The following is an 18,187-nucleotide window of genomic DNA, read 5'->3' as shown; positions in this document are numbered from 1 at the left end:
TGTGAAAGCAAAAGTTCGAGCAGCTCTTTCTCGACTCGTTCCCCATAAATATGCAATTGATGCATCAAGTTTGGGGGATAGTGAAGAGCTTGCTTGGACAAATTTGGGTTTTTGGCAAAATACCCAAAGCTACCGTGAAGCTTGTCGCCAATTGGCTGACCATTTGGCACAAGCTGTCAATTTAAATTCAAAAGATCATTTACTTGATTTAGGCTGTGGGCAGGGCGCAAGTTTGCTGCACTGGTTACAGCACTATCATCCCAAAAGCCTCAGTGCAGTTGAACTACAAGCCTCGTGTGTTAATAAAATTCAAAAACTTATTCCTGAAATAAGTCAGGTTTTCTGCGGTTCATTTTTAAATTTAAAACAATTTGAATTTAAACAATGCTTCGATGTCATTTTATGTATCGATGCAGCTTATCACAGTCATTTAAATTCATTTCTCGATTCGGTTACGCCAATTTTAAATTCAAAAGGACGATTAGGTTTTCATTACTTGATGCGTGCCGACTCATGTCAGAACATGACAGCCTTTCAAGAACAAAAGCACCGTTATTTACTTAAGGCAGCCGATGTCACTTGGGATGCTGTGCCAACCGAAGGCATACTGAAAACTACCTTGGAACAACAAGGTTTTACAGATATTAAAATCGAAGATTTGTCAGAACAGGTATTATTAGGTTTTTCACAATATATTCGAAATCAACAAGGACAAAGCCATAGTCGAGGGTTGGCAAAGTTTAAAATTCAAATGACTGCAAAGTTGTGCCAACAACTCTATCAATATGGATATGTCCGTTATATTCAAATAACAGCAATAAAAAAATAGGATGTGCCATGTCAGTTAAATATCAAGGATCATGTTTATGTGGAGCTGTAAGCTATCAAAGCGATGCAGAGCCACGTTATAGTTTTAATTGCCATTGTCGAGATTGCCAAAAAGCCACAGGTTCAGCCTATGCGCCCATCGCTTTTTTTCACCAATCTGAATTGAAAATAACTGGCGAACTTAAATATTTTGAGACCGTCGGTTCTTCTGGCCGTCCTATTAAAAGAGCTTTTTGCCCGACTTGTGGTTCTCAGCTTTTTGGTTTACCTGAACTTGTTCCTGAAATGATCTCGATACGCGCAGGTACTTTGGATGACCCAAGTCTCTATCACCCTAAAGCGGAGGTTTTTGTGAGTCAGGCCTATGCTTGGGACATGTTGAACCCAAACCTTAAACATTTTGAAAAAATGATAGAGAAGAAGAAAGAAGGGTAGCTGTTCTGACAAGCTCGTACGCTTTTTCCTACATCTATTCAGGAAATTGACGTCTTTCTATGACCTCGCGAATTACCTATGATGAACTCATCAGGAACAGGAAGTTCCAAAACGTAAAACAACAATAATAAGTTTAAGCATCAGGACGTGAGGTATTACAGGATGTATACCTAGTAACGAAATACGAAAAAAGCCCAACAGGAAGTTGGGCTTTTTTCATTTCTTATTAACGAATCTCTTTTTCGTCTAAGGCAACATAGCTAAAAGCTATATTTCAAAACCTACAAACAACAAAAAACCCCATAAATCAAATATTCATGAGGTTTAATGATGGTGCCGGCACACGGATTCGAACTGTGGACCTACTGATTACAAGTCAGTTGCTCTACCAACTGAGCTATGCCGGCGATGTGGAGTGAATTTTACAGTTTCTTAAAAAAAATACAAGCCAAAAAATGAGCATTTGGATTTTTTCTATCAATTTTTAAGCGCTTATGCGTTTGAGCTTTAAAAATGGCCTAAGGCTTCAACATATAAATAAAAGAATCAACATGTTCACCACTATTTAAAGTGACGCGAACAGGTACTCTTTCGTACTCTTCGCCTTCAAAGTCATCCAGTAATTTCCAGTTTGCATCTAGATGTTCCGAGCTAAAAACAAAACCTTGCACTTGGTTAGCACTATCATCGAGTACAATTCCCGGATAGCCTAAATCTGCTCCCCAACCTTCATGACGTAGGGTTCCGTTTACCCAACCTTCTGCCCACTGGCCGCCAATATTTTCAAGTATATGCGCATTAGGGCGACCAGGGCCTAAAGTGCCATAAACAAATAAACTCGACATGTAATTTTCCTTTCATGTATCAATTAATGTGCTTTTGTATGTGCGGTATAAACCACTAAAAATATTCCCAATAATGACAGTACAACAGTCAAAGCTACAATCGCACTCCAGCCACCGTGTAACCAGAACCAACCGCCCGCCGAGCCGACAATACTTGAACCCATATAGTAAAACAGCAAGTAGAGTGAACTGGCATGGGCTTTGGCTTGTTTACTTTCGGCACCAACTGAACTACTGGTGAGTGAGTGGGTAATAAAGAAGCCTGTGGTAATAAAGGCAATCCCAATAATAATGCCAAAAAGCGAGCTGAGCAGGGTCATGAGGCTACCTATAATCATGAGCACAAAACCGCTCATCATCATGGTTTTTTTACCAAAGCGATCGGCTAAGCTACCTGCCAACGATGAAGACACCATACCGAAGCTATACGACAAGAAAATAAGGCTAATTTGTGTCTGACTCAGTGAATAAGGCGCGCCACTTAAGCGGAAAGTAGCGTAGTTAAACAGAGTCACAAACACACTGGTGAGCAAGAAACCAATCGCAAACAGGCGTAATAATTTAGTATTGCTTAAATGAGCGCGCCACATTTGCATGTGAAAACCTAAATTGAGCCCTTTTTTCTGCACAAAATTACGCGAAGCAGGCAGTAAGTTTAAAAAGGCAATTGAGCAAATAAAACAGATTGCGCCAAGTAAACCTAAAGCTGTGCGCCATGAAAAATATTCAACCAAAATACCCATGCCGACACGGCCCATCATGCCACCAAAGGCTGTCCCTGCAATATATAGACCCATAGTTTTACCGAGGTGCTCAGGTGCAATTTCTTCGGCAATCCAAGCCATCGTCACTGCGGGTACACCACCAAGCAATAAACCTTCTAACGCACGCGCCATCAGTAAACTGTGCCAGTTCGGTGTAAACATTGAGACGATATTTAAAATTGCTGCACACAGCATGGACGTAAAGATTACACCGCGACGGCCAATCGCTTGTGAAAAGGCACTCGATAACACAATCGAAATGGCTAAAAAGGCCGTCGTTAATGACAGTGCTAAAGAGCTACTCGCAGGGCTAATCTGGAAGCTTTGGCTAAATGCAGGTAACAGTGGCTGTACACAATAAATGAGAGAGAAGCTGGCAAAACCTACGAGGAATAAAGCAAATCCTGCATGTTTATAAGCTTTAGTCCCTTTGTGAATCCACTCTCGGGAAAGAACGGACGTTGCCTCAGTGTTTAAAGTACTGGATGTAGATGAAGAGTTCATAGCATGACCATGACAGAAAAAAGAGCAGTGCCTAAAGGCATGCTGCATCGAGAAAATTCGATGAATTAAAATTAGCAATTTAGAGGGTATTTTTCTAATATATTTAACAATAGGTCATGATATGTTTTATATATAACAATGGAACTTAGGCATATACGCTACTTTTTAGCGGTAGCAGAAGAAAAAAACTTTACCAAAGCTGCGCAGCGCTTAAACATGAGCCAGCCGCCTTTAAGCATGCAAATACGGGACTTAGAAGAAGAACTAGGTGCAGATTTATTTATTCGTTCGCCTCATGGGGTGGAGCTGACCGAAGCTGGGCTTGCCTTTTTAAATGCAATTCAGCCAGTACAGCAGCGTGTAGAAGATGCAGCAAACCTTGTTAAACAAGTGGCAAATGGCGAAGTCGGCCAATTACGATTAGGTTTTACAGGCACTTCAATGTTGAATCCTTTAATTCCTAAATGCGTTCGCTATTTTCAGCAGCAATACCCGAAAGTAAATTTAAAGCTTGAAGAAGCCAATACCTTACTGCTCATCGATTTATTACTTGAAGACCGTTTAGATGTCGCAATTATTCGCTCACCACGCAATATTCCAGATAGCCTCATTCTTCAAGAATTATTGGCTGAGCCGCTCATTGCTGCTTTACCTTCCGAGTCTTTGAGTCTCGATGATTCATCACAAGAAATTGATTTAACCGCACTGCGAGAGCTTGACTTTATTGTCTCGCCACCGTCAGTAAGTGCAGGGCTTTTTGATGCGATTAAACAGGCCTGCCATGAGCGTGGCTTTGAACCGAAAATTGGACAAAACGCTCCGCAAATTGTGTCAATTTTATCGTTGGTGTCTGCAAACTTAGGAGTGTCTTTGGTTCCTGAGTCGACCAAACAATTGCAAATTCAGGGTGTGGCTTATCGCTCTTTGAAAGCACCTATCCCTACGGTGGGTTTAGGGCTTGCTTATAAAAAACATGCCCCTTCACAAATGGCGATTAACTTTGCCAGTGTGGTGCAAGTGGCTTGCCACCACGCAGACGAAATAAATGAAATTGGCTAAATTATGATTTAGGCGCTTTATTCATTAAAAAGATGCCTGAAATAATAAAAATCGCACCATATAAAAACGACAAAGTCGGTTGTTCATGAATGAAACCCCAAGCCATAAGCGCTGCAAAAATAGGTTCGGAAAGCTCGGTCACTTGTACCTTTGCGGCACTCATATAAGACAACGCTTTGGTGGTGCATAAAAAGCCGAGTATGGTTGGCAGAACAGCTAAACCAATCAAGCCTAAAACAATGTCACTATTAAAAGTAATGCTATGCAAGTTTATTAAAAACGGCACTGCAAGATAAACACTACCAAATAGCAATAAATACTTAGTTAGAAACAGCCCGCCGTTTAATTTGAATTTTTTCACTAAAACTGAAAATAGGCCATAACCCGTACCGGCAATAGAAGCATTAATCAGCATTAAAAGGCTATTTTCACCTTTCCACGAAATAATGCTAATACCCGCAACTGCCAATAATGTTCCAATAAGCGAATGAATGTAGATGCTTTCTTTTAAAATGAATCGACCAAAAAATAGGGCAGAGATGGCAGCCGAAGCCATGAGGACCACCACGACATTGGCCGCAGCACCGTGGTTATAGGCAATAGTCTCAAAAAAGAATAGCGAGAAAATTCCTAAAAAAGCGCATATAGCAATTTGAGTAAAAACGCTGAGCTTACTTGGAGTGCTGCTAATGTACGCAATCTTTTGGCTGACAGGTACTTTAAATAAAAAAACACTTAAAAAGAAAAAGGCGATAATGGTTTTTAAAAAGGCAATGTCTTGTGGGTTTAAACCACTATGCATGAGTAATTTACTAATTACACCAATCGACGCATTTAAAGCCGCTGCACACAGTGCAAATAGGGTTCCAATAATTAAATTATTCACTCTTATAATTCTTCCTAAATTTTACACATGCAGTCTACATGATTTTTTGGATGAATATTCAATTAAAATAACCAGTTAAGGTTGAATATTTACAGTAGTTTATTCTGTATGGATTTAACCAGTTTTATAAAAAACTAAACACTTCTCATAGACTTTTGTTTCAAATAATTGTGATTTATAGCGCTAACTCATATTATATAATTAGTTAATTATTAAAGAATTTTAAAAATGATTAAATCGATTATTACAGGTTGCGCGGTTCTTACACTTTCAGCTTTAACGGTAACTCATGCTGAGTTTTCTTATGAACAAGAATTACAACAAGGCTGTAATAAAGTGAAGCAATACGCAAGCTTAGGTAAGAAAAACTACGACCAAAAACAATATAAAAAAGCGCTCGAAAACTTTCATAACCAAGCTTCTTGGACTGCTTTTTGTAAAGCCAATGAAGATGGAACCACAGTTAAATTTACCGACCGTGATATTGAAGTTGCCAATAATAATGTAGGCTTGGCCTATGCCAAATTGGGTCAGCCACTTTGGGCAAGAGCATGGTTTATGCTCGATGAAAAATCAAAATCTAGCCAGTTTAACCTTCAACAGCTACCAGCCCCTAAAACCTCAAATGACCTGTCGGGTGAGTATGTTCGTTACTCAGGTTTTGGTGAGTGGGATCACATTACGGTAAGTCGTAAGCAGGGCCAATATGCCATTGGCTATTCGGGTGTCTATATGGGCATAAGAAGTTTAATTTATGGCCCAAATATGGGTGAGTTTGACACCAAAATGCCGACCAATGCCAAGCAAACTATTTATAAAGACGAAGACTGCCGTATTCAGCTTGATTTTAAATCTAACGCGAAGTTAGGCAATTATATTCAGGTAAAACAAAACGAGGGCAACTCAGGCTGTGGCTTTGGACATAACGTTTATGCAGATGGAACGTATTTAAAAGTTGAGTCTGGGAAATAATCTTAAAAATTATAGGAACTAAATAATGAAAAACATATTTGTACGTTTACTGCTTGTTTCTACGTTTATTTTTTCTGTGCAGGTGTATGCAGATGTAGCAAATACATCATGTAAAGAAGTGAAATTCCAAAAGGCTGATCAGGCTTGGAGTGGGCACTATTATTTACATGGTGTGATGGAAGTCGGTTCGGAACTTTTACTTCAACCAGACGGCAAGTTTAAATGGATGCTTGCTGTGGGTGCTTTAGACCAATATGCAGAAGGCACATGGTGGAAAAACGGTGACTGTATTGGCTTAAAACCAGAAGCCAAATTTAAAAAAGATTTAAGTATTTTCCCTGAAAGCCTAACGATTTCAGATAAATCTTTAGACGCGATCTGGGACGGTGGACGCCAGCAAGGCACATATAGCAAAGACTAAACTAAAAAAGTCCGACACTGAGTCGGACTTTTTTTATGACTTATATTTTAGTGATTGACCGCAGCGAGTTGCTGAGCGTTATAGCGTGCACCCATATTTGGGTATCTCGCAATAATCGCTTCAATTTCTGCCAAATCTGCTGCTGTTAAATGAAGGTCTAAAGCACCCGCATTTTCTACAAGTCGCTCGATTTTACGCGTACCCGGAATTGGAATAATGTCGTCACCTTGCGCCAAAATCCAAGCCAAAGCCAGTTGAGCCGCTGTCGCGTTTTTGCTTTGGGCAAACTCGCTAAATGCTTGCGCCAAGCTTTGGTTATTTTTCCAGTTATCACCTTGATAACGTGGTAACTGACGACGGAAATCGTTTTCGTCTAGGTTGCCCACATCAAGCGTATTGGTAATTAAACCACGCGAAAGCGGTGAATATGGCACAAGGCTAATGCCTAACTCACGAATGGTTTGCAAATGGGTTTGCTCAAACTCACGGGTAAGTAGCGAATATTCATGTTGAACCGCTGCAATCGGATGAATCGCATGCGCTTTACGAATAGTTTCAGCCGACGCTTCACTGAGTCCTAAATAACGAACTTTACCTTGTTTGACCAAGTCCGCCATTGCACCAATGGTGTCTTCAACCGGAATATTTGGGTCTATGCGGTGCGCATAATACAAATCGATCACGTCTGTATTTAAGCGTCTTAAGCTGTTTTCGACCGCAACTTTAATCCACTCTGGAGAGCCGTCGATATAAGACTCTAAAGAGTTTTGTGGGTTAAGGTTGTCTTCTTTATAGCGAAAGCCAAATTTGGTCGCTAGGAACACTTTGTCGCGATGTTTTTCTAAAACTTTTGAGAGCAAAACTTCGTTTGCGCCGTTGCCGTACATGTCGGCGGTGTCCCAAAAGTTAATGCCGAGGTCTAATGCTTTTTCTAGAGTGGCAATGCTTTGTGTGTCGTCTGAGGCACCATAGGCAAAGCTCATTCCCATGCAACCTAAACCAAGTGCTGATACTTTTTCGCCTGTTTGTCCTAAAGTTCTATATTTCATTTTTCACACTCTTTTTGCAAAATCACTTGAGTAGAAAAACTATAAAATGCTTTGGCTCAAACTGACGTATAACATTCAAACCAATAATTATAAAATTCAAACAATCTGTTTTTAGGCTACACAGTCTTCGCGGAATTTTTTAGGCGAAAAGCCCGTATTTTTCTTAAAGAAGTTGGTGAAATATGCTGAATATTCAAAGCCTAAGCTATAGGCAATTTCGGAAATATTCCAACTGGTGTGTTGTAGCAGCGCTTTGGCTTCTTGCGTAATGCGCGAACTAATATGCTCGGATGTGGTTTTACCTGTAGCTTCTTTTACAGCTCGGTTTAAATGGTTCACATGCACCGACAGGCCATAAGCATAGTCATTTGCCGTTTTGAGTTTAAGCTGAAAATGGGGCGAGTCGATGGGGAACTGGCGCTCTAATAATTCAAAGAACAAATGGCAAATCCGAACTGCAGCATTACTATGTTTTTCAAACTGTTGGGTTGGTTGCATTTTCATAGCTTCATGCACAATCAGGTGCAAATAGTTTCTTAAAACGTTGTATTTATGAATGTAGTCTGAATTTATTTCAGTCATCATCTTTTTGAAAATAAATGAGATTTCTTCAACTTGTTGGTCATTTAAAAAATACAGCGGGTCGCCGTCGACCTTAAATAGTGGCGAATCTTTTAAAAAGCTTTGTCGCGATTCTTGGTTTACAAACTCTTCGGTAAATAGGCAAAACCAGCCTGCTTGTTCGGGCGAATTAATTTCCCATGCGTAGGGAACCATCGGGTTTGAAAACAGTAAAGCAGGACGGTCGACTCGTATCCAGCGGTTGGCGTAGTGAAGTTCACCTGTGCCTAAAACCAGTGAAATTTTATAATAATCGCGGCGGCTATAAGGCGTGAGAAACGAGCAGGCATCACGTTGGAACACGTTAAAATGTCCAAACGAGGTTGATGGAACCGAGTAATCGCTATCTCTGGTTAAAGAAAAGCGGCGATAAAAATCATGTATGGTTTCCATGTCTTTGCCTGCGTGCGTTATCAATTTATTTAAAGTTATAAAATTCAAACTTTATTTACTGTAGCTTTTATTTATAGCGCGATCAATCTGTTCATTTAAACAGGTTTGAAAATGAACGGTAAATTAATAATGAAAGAATGAACCAGTAGAAATAAAAATATTTTATAAATTAATAATATATGAATATTGACACTTAAAAACTTGATAACTATTCTTTGTTTGCAAACGATTTTGCGGTAGAACGAAAAGGGGACACTTTCGAGTGTGCTGGTGCTGTACCCAGTCTGCTAACCCCTTATCGTTTTGCCACCATTTTACGGTAGAACGGTAAGAGGACACCTTCGGGTGTGCTGGTTCTGTGTGTCCAGTCTGCTAATCCCTTTTCGCTCTGTCACCATTTTTATTATTATCATTACATCGTTAAATTTAAATTGAAGGTCTTTTTAGCTTAAATATCTAATTGAATAAACAACAATAATTATTTAACCAATTTCTATTCAACCTTACATTGACACTTAAAAACACGCGGATTATCCTTTGCCTGCTGGCCACATTGCCAGTCGGTTTTAGCAGGCCGTATTTACCCAAAGCACACGAAAAAGTCTCTCTTTTTTGTGGGCATCCCTACGTGTCCCTCTCTGCGGCGGAACGGGAGGGGGACATCTTCGGATGTGCTGATTTTTGGGTAAATCAGTCTGCTAACCCCTTTTCGTTTCGCCACCATAATCATTTAGCAGTGATGTGGCGAAGCTTCTTAATTACCCAAGGAGTTCGCTCATGCGTACTATTTCATCTCTCTCATTGGCAACCTTTGCCAAAATCTTTACCTCTATACCGAATTTTTCTTTAAAACGGTTTAACCGACTCTAGGTCTTAAGCCATAGGTCATTACGACTAAAAAATCATAGCAACAATAAAATCCGAGATAGGCGAGCACACCATTTTGTGCGGCTTCTGCATGCCTGTTTTTAGCGCTCAATTTAAGAGTGACGGCATTTCTATCTCATTTATTTACAACAAAAAATTATTTTAAGCGATATACATGAAAAATTTAGAAGCTTCATTTAGAGCATTGCGAGTGCTCCACACGGCAAAAGATTTATTTAACCAATATGGGTTTCACAAAGTCGGGGTAGACCGAATTATTGCCGAATCCCAAATCAATAAAGGCACCTTTTACAACTACTTTCGCTCCAAAGAACGACTCATTCAAATGAGTTTAACTTTTCAAACAGACGCTTTAAAAGAAGAGGTATTTTCCACGATTTATTCGTACAGCGAACTGATGGTATTCGATAAACTCAAGAAAATTTTCTTTTTACATGCTGACTCAGAAGGGTTTTATCGTTTGCCCTTTAAAGCAATTTTTGAAATAGAAAAGCATTATCCGTCGGCTTATAAAGTGGTGGTTGATTATCGAAATTGGCTTATTCAGGAAATTCATAAACTACTTTTAACTGTAAACCCTGCCGCTACAGTTGAAGATGCGCATATGTTTTTATTTGTGGTCGATGGCGCGATGGTTCAGCTTTTAAGCTCAAATCAAACTGATGAAAGGGAATATCTGATTGATTATTTTCTAAGTCGGGTGTGATGGGGGAAGGCCCGACGGAAGTTGGGCCTATTTTTAAAGAGTATTTATTTTATTGTTTAGTATACCAGAGTCATTATTTAAATATTCTCCAAAAAAATATTCATCTTTGGTTTGAAAAAAGAAGTTAAATTCTTTGCTCATCATAGAGTCATGTTGAGCTTGTTTACGAAAAATAGGAGATATTTGGTTTAAATAATAATAAATACAGTCAGCCATATTATTAAATACTTTTAATGGTTTTAAGCTGGAATATAGTTCTGTTAATGCATTAATGATAGGATGAATATTAGGATTAAATGTCCATAGTAAAATTTCATTTTTCTCGCATCTAATTACTTCATATTCTTCTAGTTTATTAGGTTGAATTGAGTAAATTTGTGCTCCATTTTTTCTATAAGTTGAATATAGTAATTTTGTGATTTCTAACTGTGAGTGTGTGATTTCTTGTTCACGTCTTAGTTTGGATGCTTTCAATAGGTCTGGCAGTTCATCAATACTATTTTTATTAACTTTATTGAAAGAATATATAACATTTTGGATAAGGTTTAATTCACCAGTTCCTGTAATAATACCGTTTTCCCATGGGAAAAGCTTTTGAATACCATCTTGATATAAATATGAGCCATTATTCTGATGCGGTATAGTACTGCGAGTATCTGCTGCAATCACAATACTATCCTCAAGTTGAATAGCAAGAATAAAGGTCATAATATTAAGCGTTTTAAGTTAATCTTCATGGAATCTATTTTAGGAAGACAAATAAAATTTTACCAGATAAGGTTTTGTATATGGCTGGCGGTTCTCAGATTATTATTAATAAAAATGGTATTACATTAATTACTCCAGCAAAGTTTGAAGTAAAAGCTGGGCAACATCTATTTAAAGGTGGGGCTGAAGTCGGAGTAAATATACAAGGATTACCTGCTTATGAGGCTTATAACGAGAAGTTTCAAATGCTATTACCCTCTGGCGAGCCTATGAAAAAAGTAGACTATAAAATTTCTACCGATGAGCACGAGTATATCTCTCAAGCAGATGACAAAGGGAGGTCTAAGCGTATTCATTCTTCTAAGCAAGAAAATTTGAAGTTGGATTTAAATTGGATAAGTTTCGAGGCTGATTCTGCTGATAATGATGGTGATGCTAAATGAGTGGAAGTCTTGATTGGGACAGTAATACCAATACTACGGAAAATAGCTGTAAAACCGTTAAATGTGATTGTTTAACTTTTTGGGAAATTTATCAACAAGAAGCTATAAAAAGAGTTTCTAATCTTAAAAGTGCGAATCATTACAAACTTGAACCTGGTTATGAAGCTAGAGCAAGACGTATTGCTTCTGTCTATGCACGAATTTATTTAGAACAAGAAATTTCAGGAACTAAATTATTTAGAGGTCGTTACTATTGGATGGGGCTTGGGGCATTTGCATCTAAAACCGTAGCTGCTATTTTTAAACATGGGTTGACTGCATGGGGATATAAGTGGGCACCTGTAATTTCTGGTGCTGTAGGCGGCGTTTTAACAGCCCCTGTTATTAGTTCTATGATTCGAGATCCTGTACATTCTTTTGCTAAGGGCAATTTATGGTTATTTATGGATATTGCACCATGGCATTATGCGTGGAGTGCTTCATCAGCCTCCTTTAAAAGTTGTATGAAAGCCCGAAATGTATCTGGTTTTAAACATATTAAAAAAGAAGTTGAGAATTTGCCTTGGTCCAACTCCTTATCCGCTATTAAACAATTAGGATGGACTGATCAGATAGAAGAGGGTTTTGGGTATTTACCTGATATTGAAAATACTTTTAAGCGAGCAGGAAAAACTCGAAACGATAATTTTAAAACGGCTTCTAAAAATCTTTTTGACCATCTGATGGCGATTGCTGTTCAAGAACAATTTAATATTTTACAAGAACTTGTGTGGAAAGAGTGGAAAGTTCAGAAACAGGCTTCTTTACAACGTATTACAGGTTTACCCGATAGTACTCTTGTTTTATCTAGTGATTATGGGGCCGATGCAGTTAAACCTAATAAACAAGGACAGTATAAAGGACGTCATGCGGGGGTTTTATCCCAATTACCTGAAACGGTTTACAGCGAACCATTAGAGGGTACACAAGTTGAAGTTTATGATAGTCGTATGAAATGGATTAAAGTTGCGGCTGCTAAGTATCATCGATTAATGCAAAGTGATAAAGGAAGAGACTTTTTAGAAAAAGAATTAGAAACTATTGCAGGATGGGGAAATAGCAAAGCAGAGTTTAAAGTAGGGAAAGATAGTAATGATGGCAAAATTTAAACAATATTTCCTAATCTTTATTTTTGGATTATTACTTTCCGCTTGTCAGCCAACATCAGAACATAATGAGAATTTGACTATGAATCAGCAGACCTACACTTTGCATATGGGTGAACAAGGTATTCAAGATTTTTCAAAGCATAGTGATGGAAATGTCGATAATCACCCAGCTGGCGTTAGCTTTAGAGAACTTCAATTTTCTCCTCCTAACTTAGGAAAATTAACTATAGATAATGGTCCTAACAGTTTGCTAATTGAGCATGTTTTTTCTGTATTAGGTACTCAATATGACAAAAATGAAGGTATTCAAGTTTTAGATATCGATGCGGGTCTCACAAAAGAAGAGTTTGCTACTCCAGAGCAGGCTTATCAAAGCTATGTGGCTTTAATGAAACGTATTAATCAGGCTGGTTGGAAAAACTATTTCTTCACAGATGCTCCGCGTATCGCTAAAGAAGATAATATTAAACATCTATCGAAAAGTCGTGATGTCATTGACCCGAGTTATATTTTTAGCTTTGAGGAGTGGAAAAATATAATAAACAACAGCCCAACAAAATCATTAGGTTATAGGTTGTACGCTAATGGAATTATTTTAGATATCAGTTTAAAAAGAACAGCTAAGAATGAGCGGAATGAAGAACAATATATGCTTAGATTTAGCTTTCAAAGTGCTCGTTACAATGAAAGAGACTCAATTCCTGACTCTGATAAAATGACACCTAGTGAGTTGGAGCAAGCGTTTAAAAAGAGATTAAGTGAAAATAAAAAATATCGAGAAAAGGAAGAGAGAAAAGCTAAGGCTGAGGGCTATCATATCGATGAAGAATATACAGATCCTGATATTTGGCCATATGTTAAGTAAATGTTTTTGAAATAATAAAAAGGCTTAAATTATTTAAATTTAAGCCTTTTTCAACTAGCCCTAACTTTTACTGCCCACTTAAAACCATCTGTTTAATCTTAACGGCCTTTTCAAAATGATCTAGTTTATGCTCCATAATCCACCAATGCGCTGCTTCCATCAGTAACTCAGGGTTGTCATTTTTATTTTTAAAAAACGCATAAAAAGATAGACCGACATTGTCTCCCTTCTTTTCAATTTTATCGTCGCATCCCTTAATAAAAATTTCTCTTAATTCATTTCTCATATTGAGTATCACTTCAAGTCTATAAAACTAAGACGGCTTATTCTGCTCGCCCCATTGGCACATCATATCTAACAAAGGAATTAAAGATTGTCCTCTCTCAGAAAGCCGATATTCAACTTTTGGCGGAATTTGAGGATATTCTTTACGAATAATAAGTTCGTCTCTTTCTAACTCTTTGAGTGTATTGCTGAGTGTTCTAAATGAAATATTGCCAATGCAGCGTTGCATCTCATTAAAACGCATGACATTTTTTTCATACAGCCAATACATAATAATCATTTTATATTTGCCATTAATCAAAGAAAGGGTGTAGCCAAAACCCGTATCTTCTAATGGCGTATTTGATGGAACACACTCGGTCATTTTAAAAATCTACACTATCTTTTAGTATAGTATATAACATAAATTACCGTACTTATATTTAGGAAAGCACACTTCTATAATCGATTTATCAACTTTCCGATAAGAGTGTTTTTATAATGAAAAAGACATTAGTCATAGTTACCCATCCTCACATAGACCAATCAGTCGTAAATAAAAGATGGGTAGAGGAATTAGAAAAATACCCAGACCAATTTACAGTCCACCAAATTTATCAAGCCTACCCAGATGGCGTAATTGACGTTGCCAAAGAACAAGCGCTTGTAGAAGAACACGAAAATTTAGTTTTTCAATTTCCAGTGTATTGGTTTAACTGCCCACCGCTTTTGAAACAATGGCTTGATGAAGTTTTAACATATGGATGGGCTTATGGTTCAACAGGTGACAAAGTTAAAAATAAGAAGTTTATGCTGGCTGTGTCTGCGGGTGGCCAAGAACATATTTATTCAGAGCAGGGTGAATATAAACTTACGTTGGACCAAGTTTTTAGTTCTTTTCAGCTCACTGCTTTATATGTTGGAGCGGACTATCAACCACTTCATGCATTTTATGGTTTAGACACTAACCCTTCAGAAGATGACGACGTTCCGACTCATCAAGACGTAGCAAATAATGCGATTGAGTATGTTCAGAAGTTATTCGCGTTGTCTGAGTAAGGTTTTAAGGTAGAGAGGCCTAAACGTGAGAGTTTGGGCTTCTTATATAGAAGATTTTTAAAAAGTTACATTAAGTTTTTAAGTTAAATATACAGTTTATTTATGATATAAATGTCCGCTAAATATAGATTAAATTTAAAAATTTATGACTATTCTTGATATTAAAGAAAAAGAAAATTCCCTTATAACTGACGATGCTCATGAATTAATATGCTACGCAACAATCAGTGAAATAAGCTCATGGAAGGATGTTATTAACTTATATTCAGAACTTAAGCAGAAGAATTTACCTAAAAAAGTATTATTACTTTTAGAAGATATAGGACAGTGCCAATACACGTCCATGCATGCTTCAATGGGAGATGGGCTTTATTTTGTTACCACAGAACTCGTTGAAGATGACAGTGAAGCAAGTTGGGAAAATACTCGATCTTTAGAGCTTCAATATCATATAGAACAATTATTAAAGCCAGAAAATTATATAGGCTTTAATGACTTGCCTAAAAAACTTAAGTATAGCGATGAAGATCAAGTAACTCTGCTACAGATCAATGCTGAACCCGAAAAAATTTTAGATGATGTTATTCAAGTAAAGTTAGTCAATAGTCAAACTGAAACTCAAAAATTTGCAGCATGCCTCAATGGATATTTTAGTTGTGATTTGAACCCGTTTGAGTCTTTTAGCTTGATTGAGCATTTAGATCAAAACTATGGCTTAGAGTATGTGGGTTTAGGGGCAAGCTTATTATTCTTTATGAAAACACCAAAATTTGATGCAAATAAAACGCCTCAATTACTTAATGAGTTGAGCAGCTTTTATCAATTCAATCAAACAACGCATCACCAGCTAGAACAACATTTATCTCATCATGAATATCTTATTTTGCCTTATGTAGAGTCATTAGAAGTGTTCGATTTGGATTAAGGTTGATTAGGGAAATCTAACGGACTTCTTTCTGAGTTAGGCAGTGGACCTTAAGAAATAGATTTTTAAATCGTTTGCAAAAACCAATTTTGTCTATAAGTTGAAAATACAATGATACGTCTCTGGAAAAACTATGAATATCGCGCCTTTTCCATTTCAAATTACAAATTGGGAAGAAATAGAAGTTACTGAATATAGCGGTGAAACAGGAAAAGCTTATTGGAAAACCCAATTTTTTGGTGAAGAAGGAAATAAAATAAGAGTAAGGCTTGTCGAGTACTCAGCAAACTATTTAGCAGACCACTGGTGTGAAAAAGGACACATATTATTTTGCCTAGAAGGTGAGCTAGAAAGTAGATTGAAAGACGGGCGAACATTTACTTTAACGTCAGGCATGAGTTATCAAGTCGGAGACAATTCAGAGCCCCACCAGTCTTTTAGCCTAAATGGTGCGAAGTTACTTATCGTTGATTAGATTTATACAAAGAACGTAACCAAATAAAGGGATAGTAATTTCTATCCCTTATCAAACATCTTAATTTGCCAAAGCTGTCATGGCATTCACCAAGCTTGTAATACCTGCATAGATATCTTTTAAGTTAGCTTGATCATCCATATAGGCAGGGGTCGTAACAAATAAATTTTGTTTATCAACCACACAGTCTGAGGTTTGACAAACATGGTGAATTGAACCCGTTTTTTCAATTTCCTTAGCCATGTTAAGGTCAGACCCTAGCGTAATAGTTGGGTGTAACTCTCCAAATGTAAGCGCCAAGAGTGCAGGCGAAATACAAATTGCGCCAATCGGTTTTTTGCTCTGATGAAACGCTTTTAAAATTGAAGCTACCGTACCATGTACACGTGCCTCTGCGCCTTTAAAGGCAAAAGTTGATAAATTTTTTGCGACGCCAAAGCCACCCGGCAAAATCAGCCCATCAAATTCATTTTTATCAAGCTTATGCAGTAGTGAAATTTCACCTCGGGCAATTCTTGCCGCTTCTTGTAAAACATTTCTTCGCTCAGTCAGGTTTATTTCACCGCTTACATGGTCAATAACATGGAACAAAGGCTCATCGGGTGCAAAAATTTGATATTCAATATTTGCTGTATCTAAGGCTAACAGGGTTAAAACAGACTCTCTAATTTCAGAACCATCTAAATAACCACAACCCGATAAAATTACTGCTACTTTTTTCATTTGCTTGCTTAAGAACCTTTTTAAGTGTCTAAAAGATCTTAATTTTTCTTCTAAAAATTTTTTATACGCAGATTTGCCATAAATTCGCCCTAAGTGAGCATTTTTGTTTTGCGTAACTCACGTGGGGTAATTCCAAACAAATTTTTAAATTGTTCAGTAAATCGAGATTGAGATTGATAGCCACATTCAAATGCAATATTGCCAATACTGTTATTGGTGGTTTGAATAAGATGCAGTCCATGGCCTAGTCGTACTCTATTACGAATGTCCTGAATGCTGTTTCCTTCGCTTTTCAGTTTTCTTCGTAGCGTCGATGAACTCATAAAAAGTTGAGCCGCGATAAATTCAGCGGTGAGTTCAGTAGACAAATGATCAGAAATAAAGGCCTGAACTTTTTCGCTCAAGCTTGTATTCATGTTGAGTTTAGCAATGTCGGTATAACCCGAATAATAAATAAGTTCTAGAAGTTCTCTTTTTCTAAATTTAAACGCAGAAGGAGGGGCAACTAAAGAGAAGTCTATAAACTGATGTAGGGCACTTTCTAAAAGAGAATTAAGCTGGCCTTGAACATAGTTCTGAGAAGTCCCCGCGTTTTGAGGCAAGTCATTAAAATCTTCAAAATCAAACTCGATAAGAAGAGCGAAATATTCTTCTTGATCTGGAATATTACGCATATCAATGCTGGAGCTGTTGGCTAAAAAAATAAAAGAACCTGCATCACAGTTAATATTTTCAGTTTTTCCAAGTTCTTTGTATCCACTTAATACAATTATGAGTAAAGGCTTAGAAATCGGAACGTTTGTGATTTTTTGCTCTTGGTAAGCTGAATAGACCGCAAAAGGCAGGTTTAAGTGACTATGCTCGAGCAGGCTTTTTTTAGCTAAAGAAATAAGATTCTGCATTGAATTTAAATATTTACTTAAATTTAGGCGTTGTGATGGATATAAAATTATCAATATTTTTTGGCTATTTTTAATATTTGAGCCAATAAAAAAGCCTAAACCAATTAAGTTTAAGCTTCTTTAAATTTGAATTCTGGCGGTGAGAGAGGGATTCGAACCCTCGATACGCGCAAACGTATACACACTTTCCAGGCGTGCTCCTTCAGCCACTCGGACACCTCACCAAGGCGTGCGATAGTAACTAAAAAATTAGGTTCTGCCAAGATTTAAGACGAGCATTACAGAAAAAAAATAATAGAGGTGA

The 18,187-nt window shown here is 37.5% G+C and carries 22 protein-coding genes and 2 tRNA genes; 12 read left to right on the top strand and 12 right to left on the bottom strand.

The genetic code is table 11. The features are described 5' to 3' along the window. Position 1 precedes the first annotated feature (1 nt). On the top strand, positions 2-829 hold the full coding sequence (locus J576_RS15205) for an SAM-dependent methyltransferase (RefSeq protein ID WP_002052192.1): 828 nt from the start codon (positions 2-4) through the stop codon (positions 827-829). An 8-nt stretch (positions 830-837) separates the two neighbouring features. Next, positions 838-1,263: a GFA family protein gene (locus J576_RS15200; protein WP_002052170.1), complete on the top strand. Its 426-nt coding sequence runs from the start codon at positions 838-840 to the stop codon at positions 1,261-1,263. Between the two features lie 331 nt (positions 1,264-1,594). Here the strand turns inward: J576_RS15200 and J576_RS15195 are convergent. From J576_RS15195 to sxtP, 3 genes are all read right to left on the bottom strand, one after another. After that, a tRNA-Thr gene (locus J576_RS15195) sits at positions 1,595-1,670 on the bottom strand. Positions 1,671-1,781: 111 nt separating this feature from the next. Next, on the bottom strand, positions 1,782-2,108 hold the full coding sequence (locus tag J576_RS15190; RefSeq protein ID WP_002052161.1) for a gamma-glutamylcyclotransferase family protein: 327 nt from the start codon (positions 2,106-2,108) through the stop codon (positions 1,782-1,784). A gap of 23 nt (positions 2,109-2,131) precedes the next feature. After that, complete coding sequence (gene sxtP, locus J576_RS15185; protein ID WP_002052167.1) at positions 2,132-3,376, bottom strand: multidrug efflux MFS transporter SxtP; 1,245 nt, start codon at positions 3,374-3,376, stop codon at positions 2,132-2,134. Between the two features lie 138 nt (positions 3,377-3,514). Between sxtP and sxtR the strand changes: the two genes are divergently transcribed. Beyond that, on the top strand, positions 3,515-4,435 hold the full coding sequence (gene sxtR / locus J576_RS15180) for a multidrug efflux pump transcriptional activator SxtR (RefSeq protein ID WP_002052176.1): 921 nt from the start codon (positions 3,515-3,517) through the stop codon (positions 4,433-4,435). 1 nt (position 4,436) lies between these two features. Here the strand turns inward: sxtR and J576_RS15175 are convergent, their stop codons facing one another. Then, positions 4,437-5,321 carry a DMT family transporter gene (locus J576_RS15175; protein ID WP_033855681.1) on the bottom strand — a complete coding sequence of 295 codons (885 nt, stop codon included), beginning with the start codon at positions 5,319-5,321 and terminating at the stop codon, positions 4,437-4,439. 228 nt (positions 5,322-5,549) lie between these two features. Here J576_RS15175 and J576_RS15170 point away from each other — a divergent pair, with 228 nt between their 5' ends. Next, positions 5,550-6,293 (top strand): hypothetical protein, encoded by a 744-nt coding sequence (locus J576_RS15170; RefSeq protein ID WP_002052223.1) that lies wholly within the window; start codon positions 5,550-5,552, stop codon positions 6,291-6,293. Between the two features lie 25 nt (positions 6,294-6,318). Continuing rightward, positions 6,319-6,714 carry a hypothetical protein gene (locus tag J576_RS15165; RefSeq protein ID WP_002052180.1) on the top strand — a complete coding sequence of 132 codons (396 nt, stop codon included), beginning with the start codon at positions 6,319-6,321 and terminating at the stop codon, positions 6,712-6,714. A gap of 47 nt (positions 6,715-6,761) precedes the next feature. Here J576_RS15165 and J576_RS15160 read toward each other — a convergent pair whose 3' ends face one another. Both J576_RS15160 and J576_RS15155 read right to left on the bottom strand, forming a co-directional pair. After that, positions 6,762-7,763, bottom strand: coding sequence for an aldo/keto reductase (locus tag J576_RS15160; protein ID WP_002052215.1), 1,002 nt, complete (start codon positions 7,761-7,763; stop codon positions 6,762-6,764). Between the two features lie 111 nt (positions 7,764-7,874). Further along, positions 7,875-8,777, bottom strand: coding sequence for a helix-turn-helix domain-containing protein (locus tag J576_RS15155; protein WP_002052189.1), 903 nt, complete (start codon positions 8,775-8,777; stop codon positions 7,875-7,877). Positions 8,778-9,819: 1,042 nt separating this feature from the next. Between J576_RS15155 and J576_RS15150 the strand changes: the two genes are divergently transcribed. Next, the gene (locus tag J576_RS15150; RefSeq protein WP_033855679.1) at positions 9,820-10,371 is read left to right on the top strand and encodes a TetR/AcrR family transcriptional regulator; all 552 of its coding nucleotides are present in this window, start codon (positions 9,820-9,822) and stop codon (positions 10,369-10,371) included. 33 nt (positions 10,372-10,404) lie between these two features. Here the strand turns inward: J576_RS15150 and J576_RS15145 are convergent, their stop codons facing one another. Then, positions 10,405-11,079, bottom strand: a complete 675-nt coding sequence (locus J576_RS15145; protein ID WP_002052236.1) for an Ntn hydrolase family protein — start codon at positions 11,077-11,079, stop codon at positions 10,405-10,407. Positions 11,080-11,159: 80 nt separating this feature from the next. On the opposite strand from J576_RS15145, the gene J576_RS15140 reads away from it, so the two are divergent. From J576_RS15140 to J576_RS15130, 3 genes are read left to right on the top strand one after another with little or no spacing between them, the layout of a single operon-like run. Next, positions 11,160-11,522, top strand: a complete 363-nt coding sequence (locus J576_RS15140; protein ID WP_002052154.1) for a hypothetical protein — start codon at positions 11,160-11,162, stop codon at positions 11,520-11,522. Then, complete coding sequence (locus J576_RS15135) at positions 11,519-12,670, top strand: DUF2515 family protein (RefSeq protein WP_002052179.1); 1,152 nt, start codon at positions 11,519-11,521, stop codon at positions 12,668-12,670. Before J576_RS15140 ends, J576_RS15135 begins: the two co-directional genes overlap by 4 nt. Beyond that, positions 12,654-13,535, top strand: a complete 882-nt coding sequence (locus J576_RS15130; RefSeq protein WP_025467945.1) for a hypothetical protein — start codon at positions 12,654-12,656, stop codon at positions 13,533-13,535. The genes J576_RS15135 and J576_RS15130 overlap by 17 nt, the downstream gene beginning before the upstream one ends. A gap of 67 nt (positions 13,536-13,602) precedes the next feature. Here the strand turns inward: J576_RS15130 and J576_RS15125 are convergent, their stop codons facing one another. After that, positions 13,603-13,821, bottom strand: a complete 219-nt coding sequence (locus tag J576_RS15125) for a DUF6500 family protein (RefSeq protein ID WP_002052187.1) — start codon at positions 13,819-13,821, stop codon at positions 13,603-13,605. A gap of 27 nt (positions 13,822-13,848) precedes the next feature. Then, a complete protein-coding gene (locus J576_RS15120) occupies positions 13,849-14,184 on the bottom strand; it encodes a winged helix-turn-helix transcriptional regulator (protein WP_002052222.1) in 336 nt (111 codons plus the stop codon). Positions 14,185-14,300: 116 nt separating this feature from the next. Between J576_RS15120 and J576_RS15115 the strand changes: the two genes are divergently transcribed. The 3 genes from J576_RS15115 (at position 14,301) to J576_RS15105 (ending at position 16,258) form a co-directional block, all read left to right on the top strand. After that, positions 14,301-14,858 carry an NAD(P)H-dependent oxidoreductase gene (locus tag J576_RS15115; protein WP_002052217.1) on the top strand — a complete coding sequence of 186 codons (558 nt, stop codon included), beginning with the start codon at positions 14,301-14,303 and terminating at the stop codon, positions 14,856-14,858. 145 nt (positions 14,859-15,003) lie between these two features. Then, on the top strand, positions 15,004-15,783 hold the full coding sequence (locus J576_RS15110; protein ID WP_002052174.1) for a hypothetical protein: 780 nt from the start codon (positions 15,004-15,006) through the stop codon (positions 15,781-15,783). Positions 15,784-15,916: 133 nt separating this feature from the next. After that, a complete protein-coding gene (locus tag J576_RS15105; RefSeq protein WP_001017478.1) occupies positions 15,917-16,258 on the top strand; it encodes a DHCW motif cupin fold protein in 342 nt (113 codons plus the stop codon). Positions 16,259-16,318: 60 nt separating this feature from the next. Here J576_RS15105 and elbB read toward each other — a convergent pair whose 3' ends face one another. From elbB to J576_RS15090, 3 genes are all read right to left on the bottom strand, one after another. Further along, a complete protein-coding gene (gene elbB / locus J576_RS15100; RefSeq protein WP_002052225.1) occupies positions 16,319-16,981 on the bottom strand; it encodes an isoprenoid biosynthesis glyoxalase ElbB in 663 nt (220 codons plus the stop codon). Positions 16,982-17,070: 89 nt separating this feature from the next. Beyond that, a complete protein-coding gene (locus J576_RS15095) occupies positions 17,071-17,883 on the bottom strand; it encodes a helix-turn-helix transcriptional regulator (protein WP_002052251.1) in 813 nt (270 codons plus the stop codon). Between the two features lie 134 nt (positions 17,884-18,017). Then, positions 18,018-18,107, bottom strand: a tRNA-Ser gene (locus tag J576_RS15090). Between the last annotated feature and the right edge of the window lie 80 nt (positions 18,108-18,187).

The sequence above is a fragment of the Acinetobacter sp. 766875 genome (assembly GCF_000582055.1).
GTDB lineage: Bacteria > Pseudomonadota > Gammaproteobacteria > Pseudomonadales > Moraxellaceae > Acinetobacter > Acinetobacter nosocomialis.
The sequence above is the reverse complement of the archived record's forward strand: the minus strand, read 5'-3'. Positions and strand labels throughout refer to the sequence as shown.

Excerpts from the sequence above, each read along its gene's own strand:
- J576_RS15170 (WP_002052223.1), top strand. The coding sequence starts at position 5,550 with ATGATTAAATCGATTATTACAGGTTGCGCGGTTCTTACACTTTCAGCT.
- J576_RS15150 (WP_033855679.1), top strand. The coding sequence starts at position 9,820 with ATGAAAAATTTAGAAGCTTCATTTAGAGCATTGCGAGTGCTCCACACG.
- J576_RS15115 (WP_002052217.1), top strand. The coding sequence starts at position 14,301 with ATGAAAAAGACATTAGTCATAGTTACCCATCCTCACATAGACCAATCA.
- J576_RS15095 (WP_002052251.1), bottom strand. The coding sequence starts at position 17,883 with ATGCAGAATCTTATTTCTTTAGCTAAAAAAAGCCTGCTCGAGCATAGT.
- sxtP (WP_002052167.1), bottom strand. The coding sequence starts at position 3,376 with ATGAACTCTTCATCTACATCCAGTACTTTAAACACTGAGGCAACGTCC.
- J576_RS15105 (WP_001017478.1), top strand. The coding sequence starts at position 15,917 with ATGAATATCGCGCCTTTTCCATTTCAAATTACAAATTGGGAAGAAATA.
- J576_RS15125 (WP_002052187.1), bottom strand. The coding sequence starts at position 13,821 with ATGAGAAATGAATTAAGAGAAATTTTTATTAAGGGATGCGACGATAAA.
- J576_RS15160 (WP_002052215.1), bottom strand. The coding sequence starts at position 7,763 with ATGAAATATAGAACTTTAGGACAAACAGGCGAAAAAGTATCAGCACTT.
- J576_RS15200 (WP_002052170.1), top strand. The coding sequence starts at position 838 with ATGTCAGTTAAATATCAAGGATCATGTTTATGTGGAGCTGTAAGCTAT.
- J576_RS15165 (WP_002052180.1), top strand. The coding sequence starts at position 6,319 with ATGAAAAACATATTTGTACGTTTACTGCTTGTTTCTACGTTTATTTTT.
- sxtR (WP_002052176.1), top strand. The coding sequence starts at position 3,515 with ATGGAACTTAGGCATATACGCTACTTTTTAGCGGTAGCAGAAGAAAAA.
- J576_RS15190 (WP_002052161.1), bottom strand. The coding sequence starts at position 2,108 with ATGTCGAGTTTATTTGTTTATGGCACTTTAGGCCCTGGTCGCCCTAAT.
- J576_RS15110 (WP_002052174.1), top strand. The coding sequence starts at position 15,004 with ATGACTATTCTTGATATTAAAGAAAAAGAAAATTCCCTTATAACTGAC.
- J576_RS15120 (WP_002052222.1), bottom strand. The coding sequence starts at position 14,184 with ATGACCGAGTGTGTTCCATCAAATACGCCATTAGAAGATACGGGTTTT.
- J576_RS15145 (WP_002052236.1), bottom strand. The coding sequence starts at position 11,079 with ATGACCTTTATTCTTGCTATTCAACTTGAGGATAGTATTGTGATTGCA.
- J576_RS15135 (WP_002052179.1), top strand. The coding sequence starts at position 11,519 with ATGAGTGGAAGTCTTGATTGGGACAGTAATACCAATACTACGGAAAAT.
- elbB (WP_002052225.1), bottom strand. The coding sequence starts at position 16,981 with ATGAAAAAAGTAGCAGTAATTTTATCGGGTTGTGGTTATTTAGATGGT.
- J576_RS15140 (WP_002052154.1), top strand. The coding sequence starts at position 11,160 with ATGGCTGGCGGTTCTCAGATTATTATTAATAAAAATGGTATTACATTA.
- J576_RS15130 (WP_025467945.1), top strand. The coding sequence starts at position 12,654 with ATGATGGCAAAATTTAAACAATATTTCCTAATCTTTATTTTTGGATTA.
- J576_RS15155 (WP_002052189.1), bottom strand. The coding sequence starts at position 8,777 with ATGGAAACCATACATGATTTTTATCGCCGCTTTTCTTTAACCAGAGAT.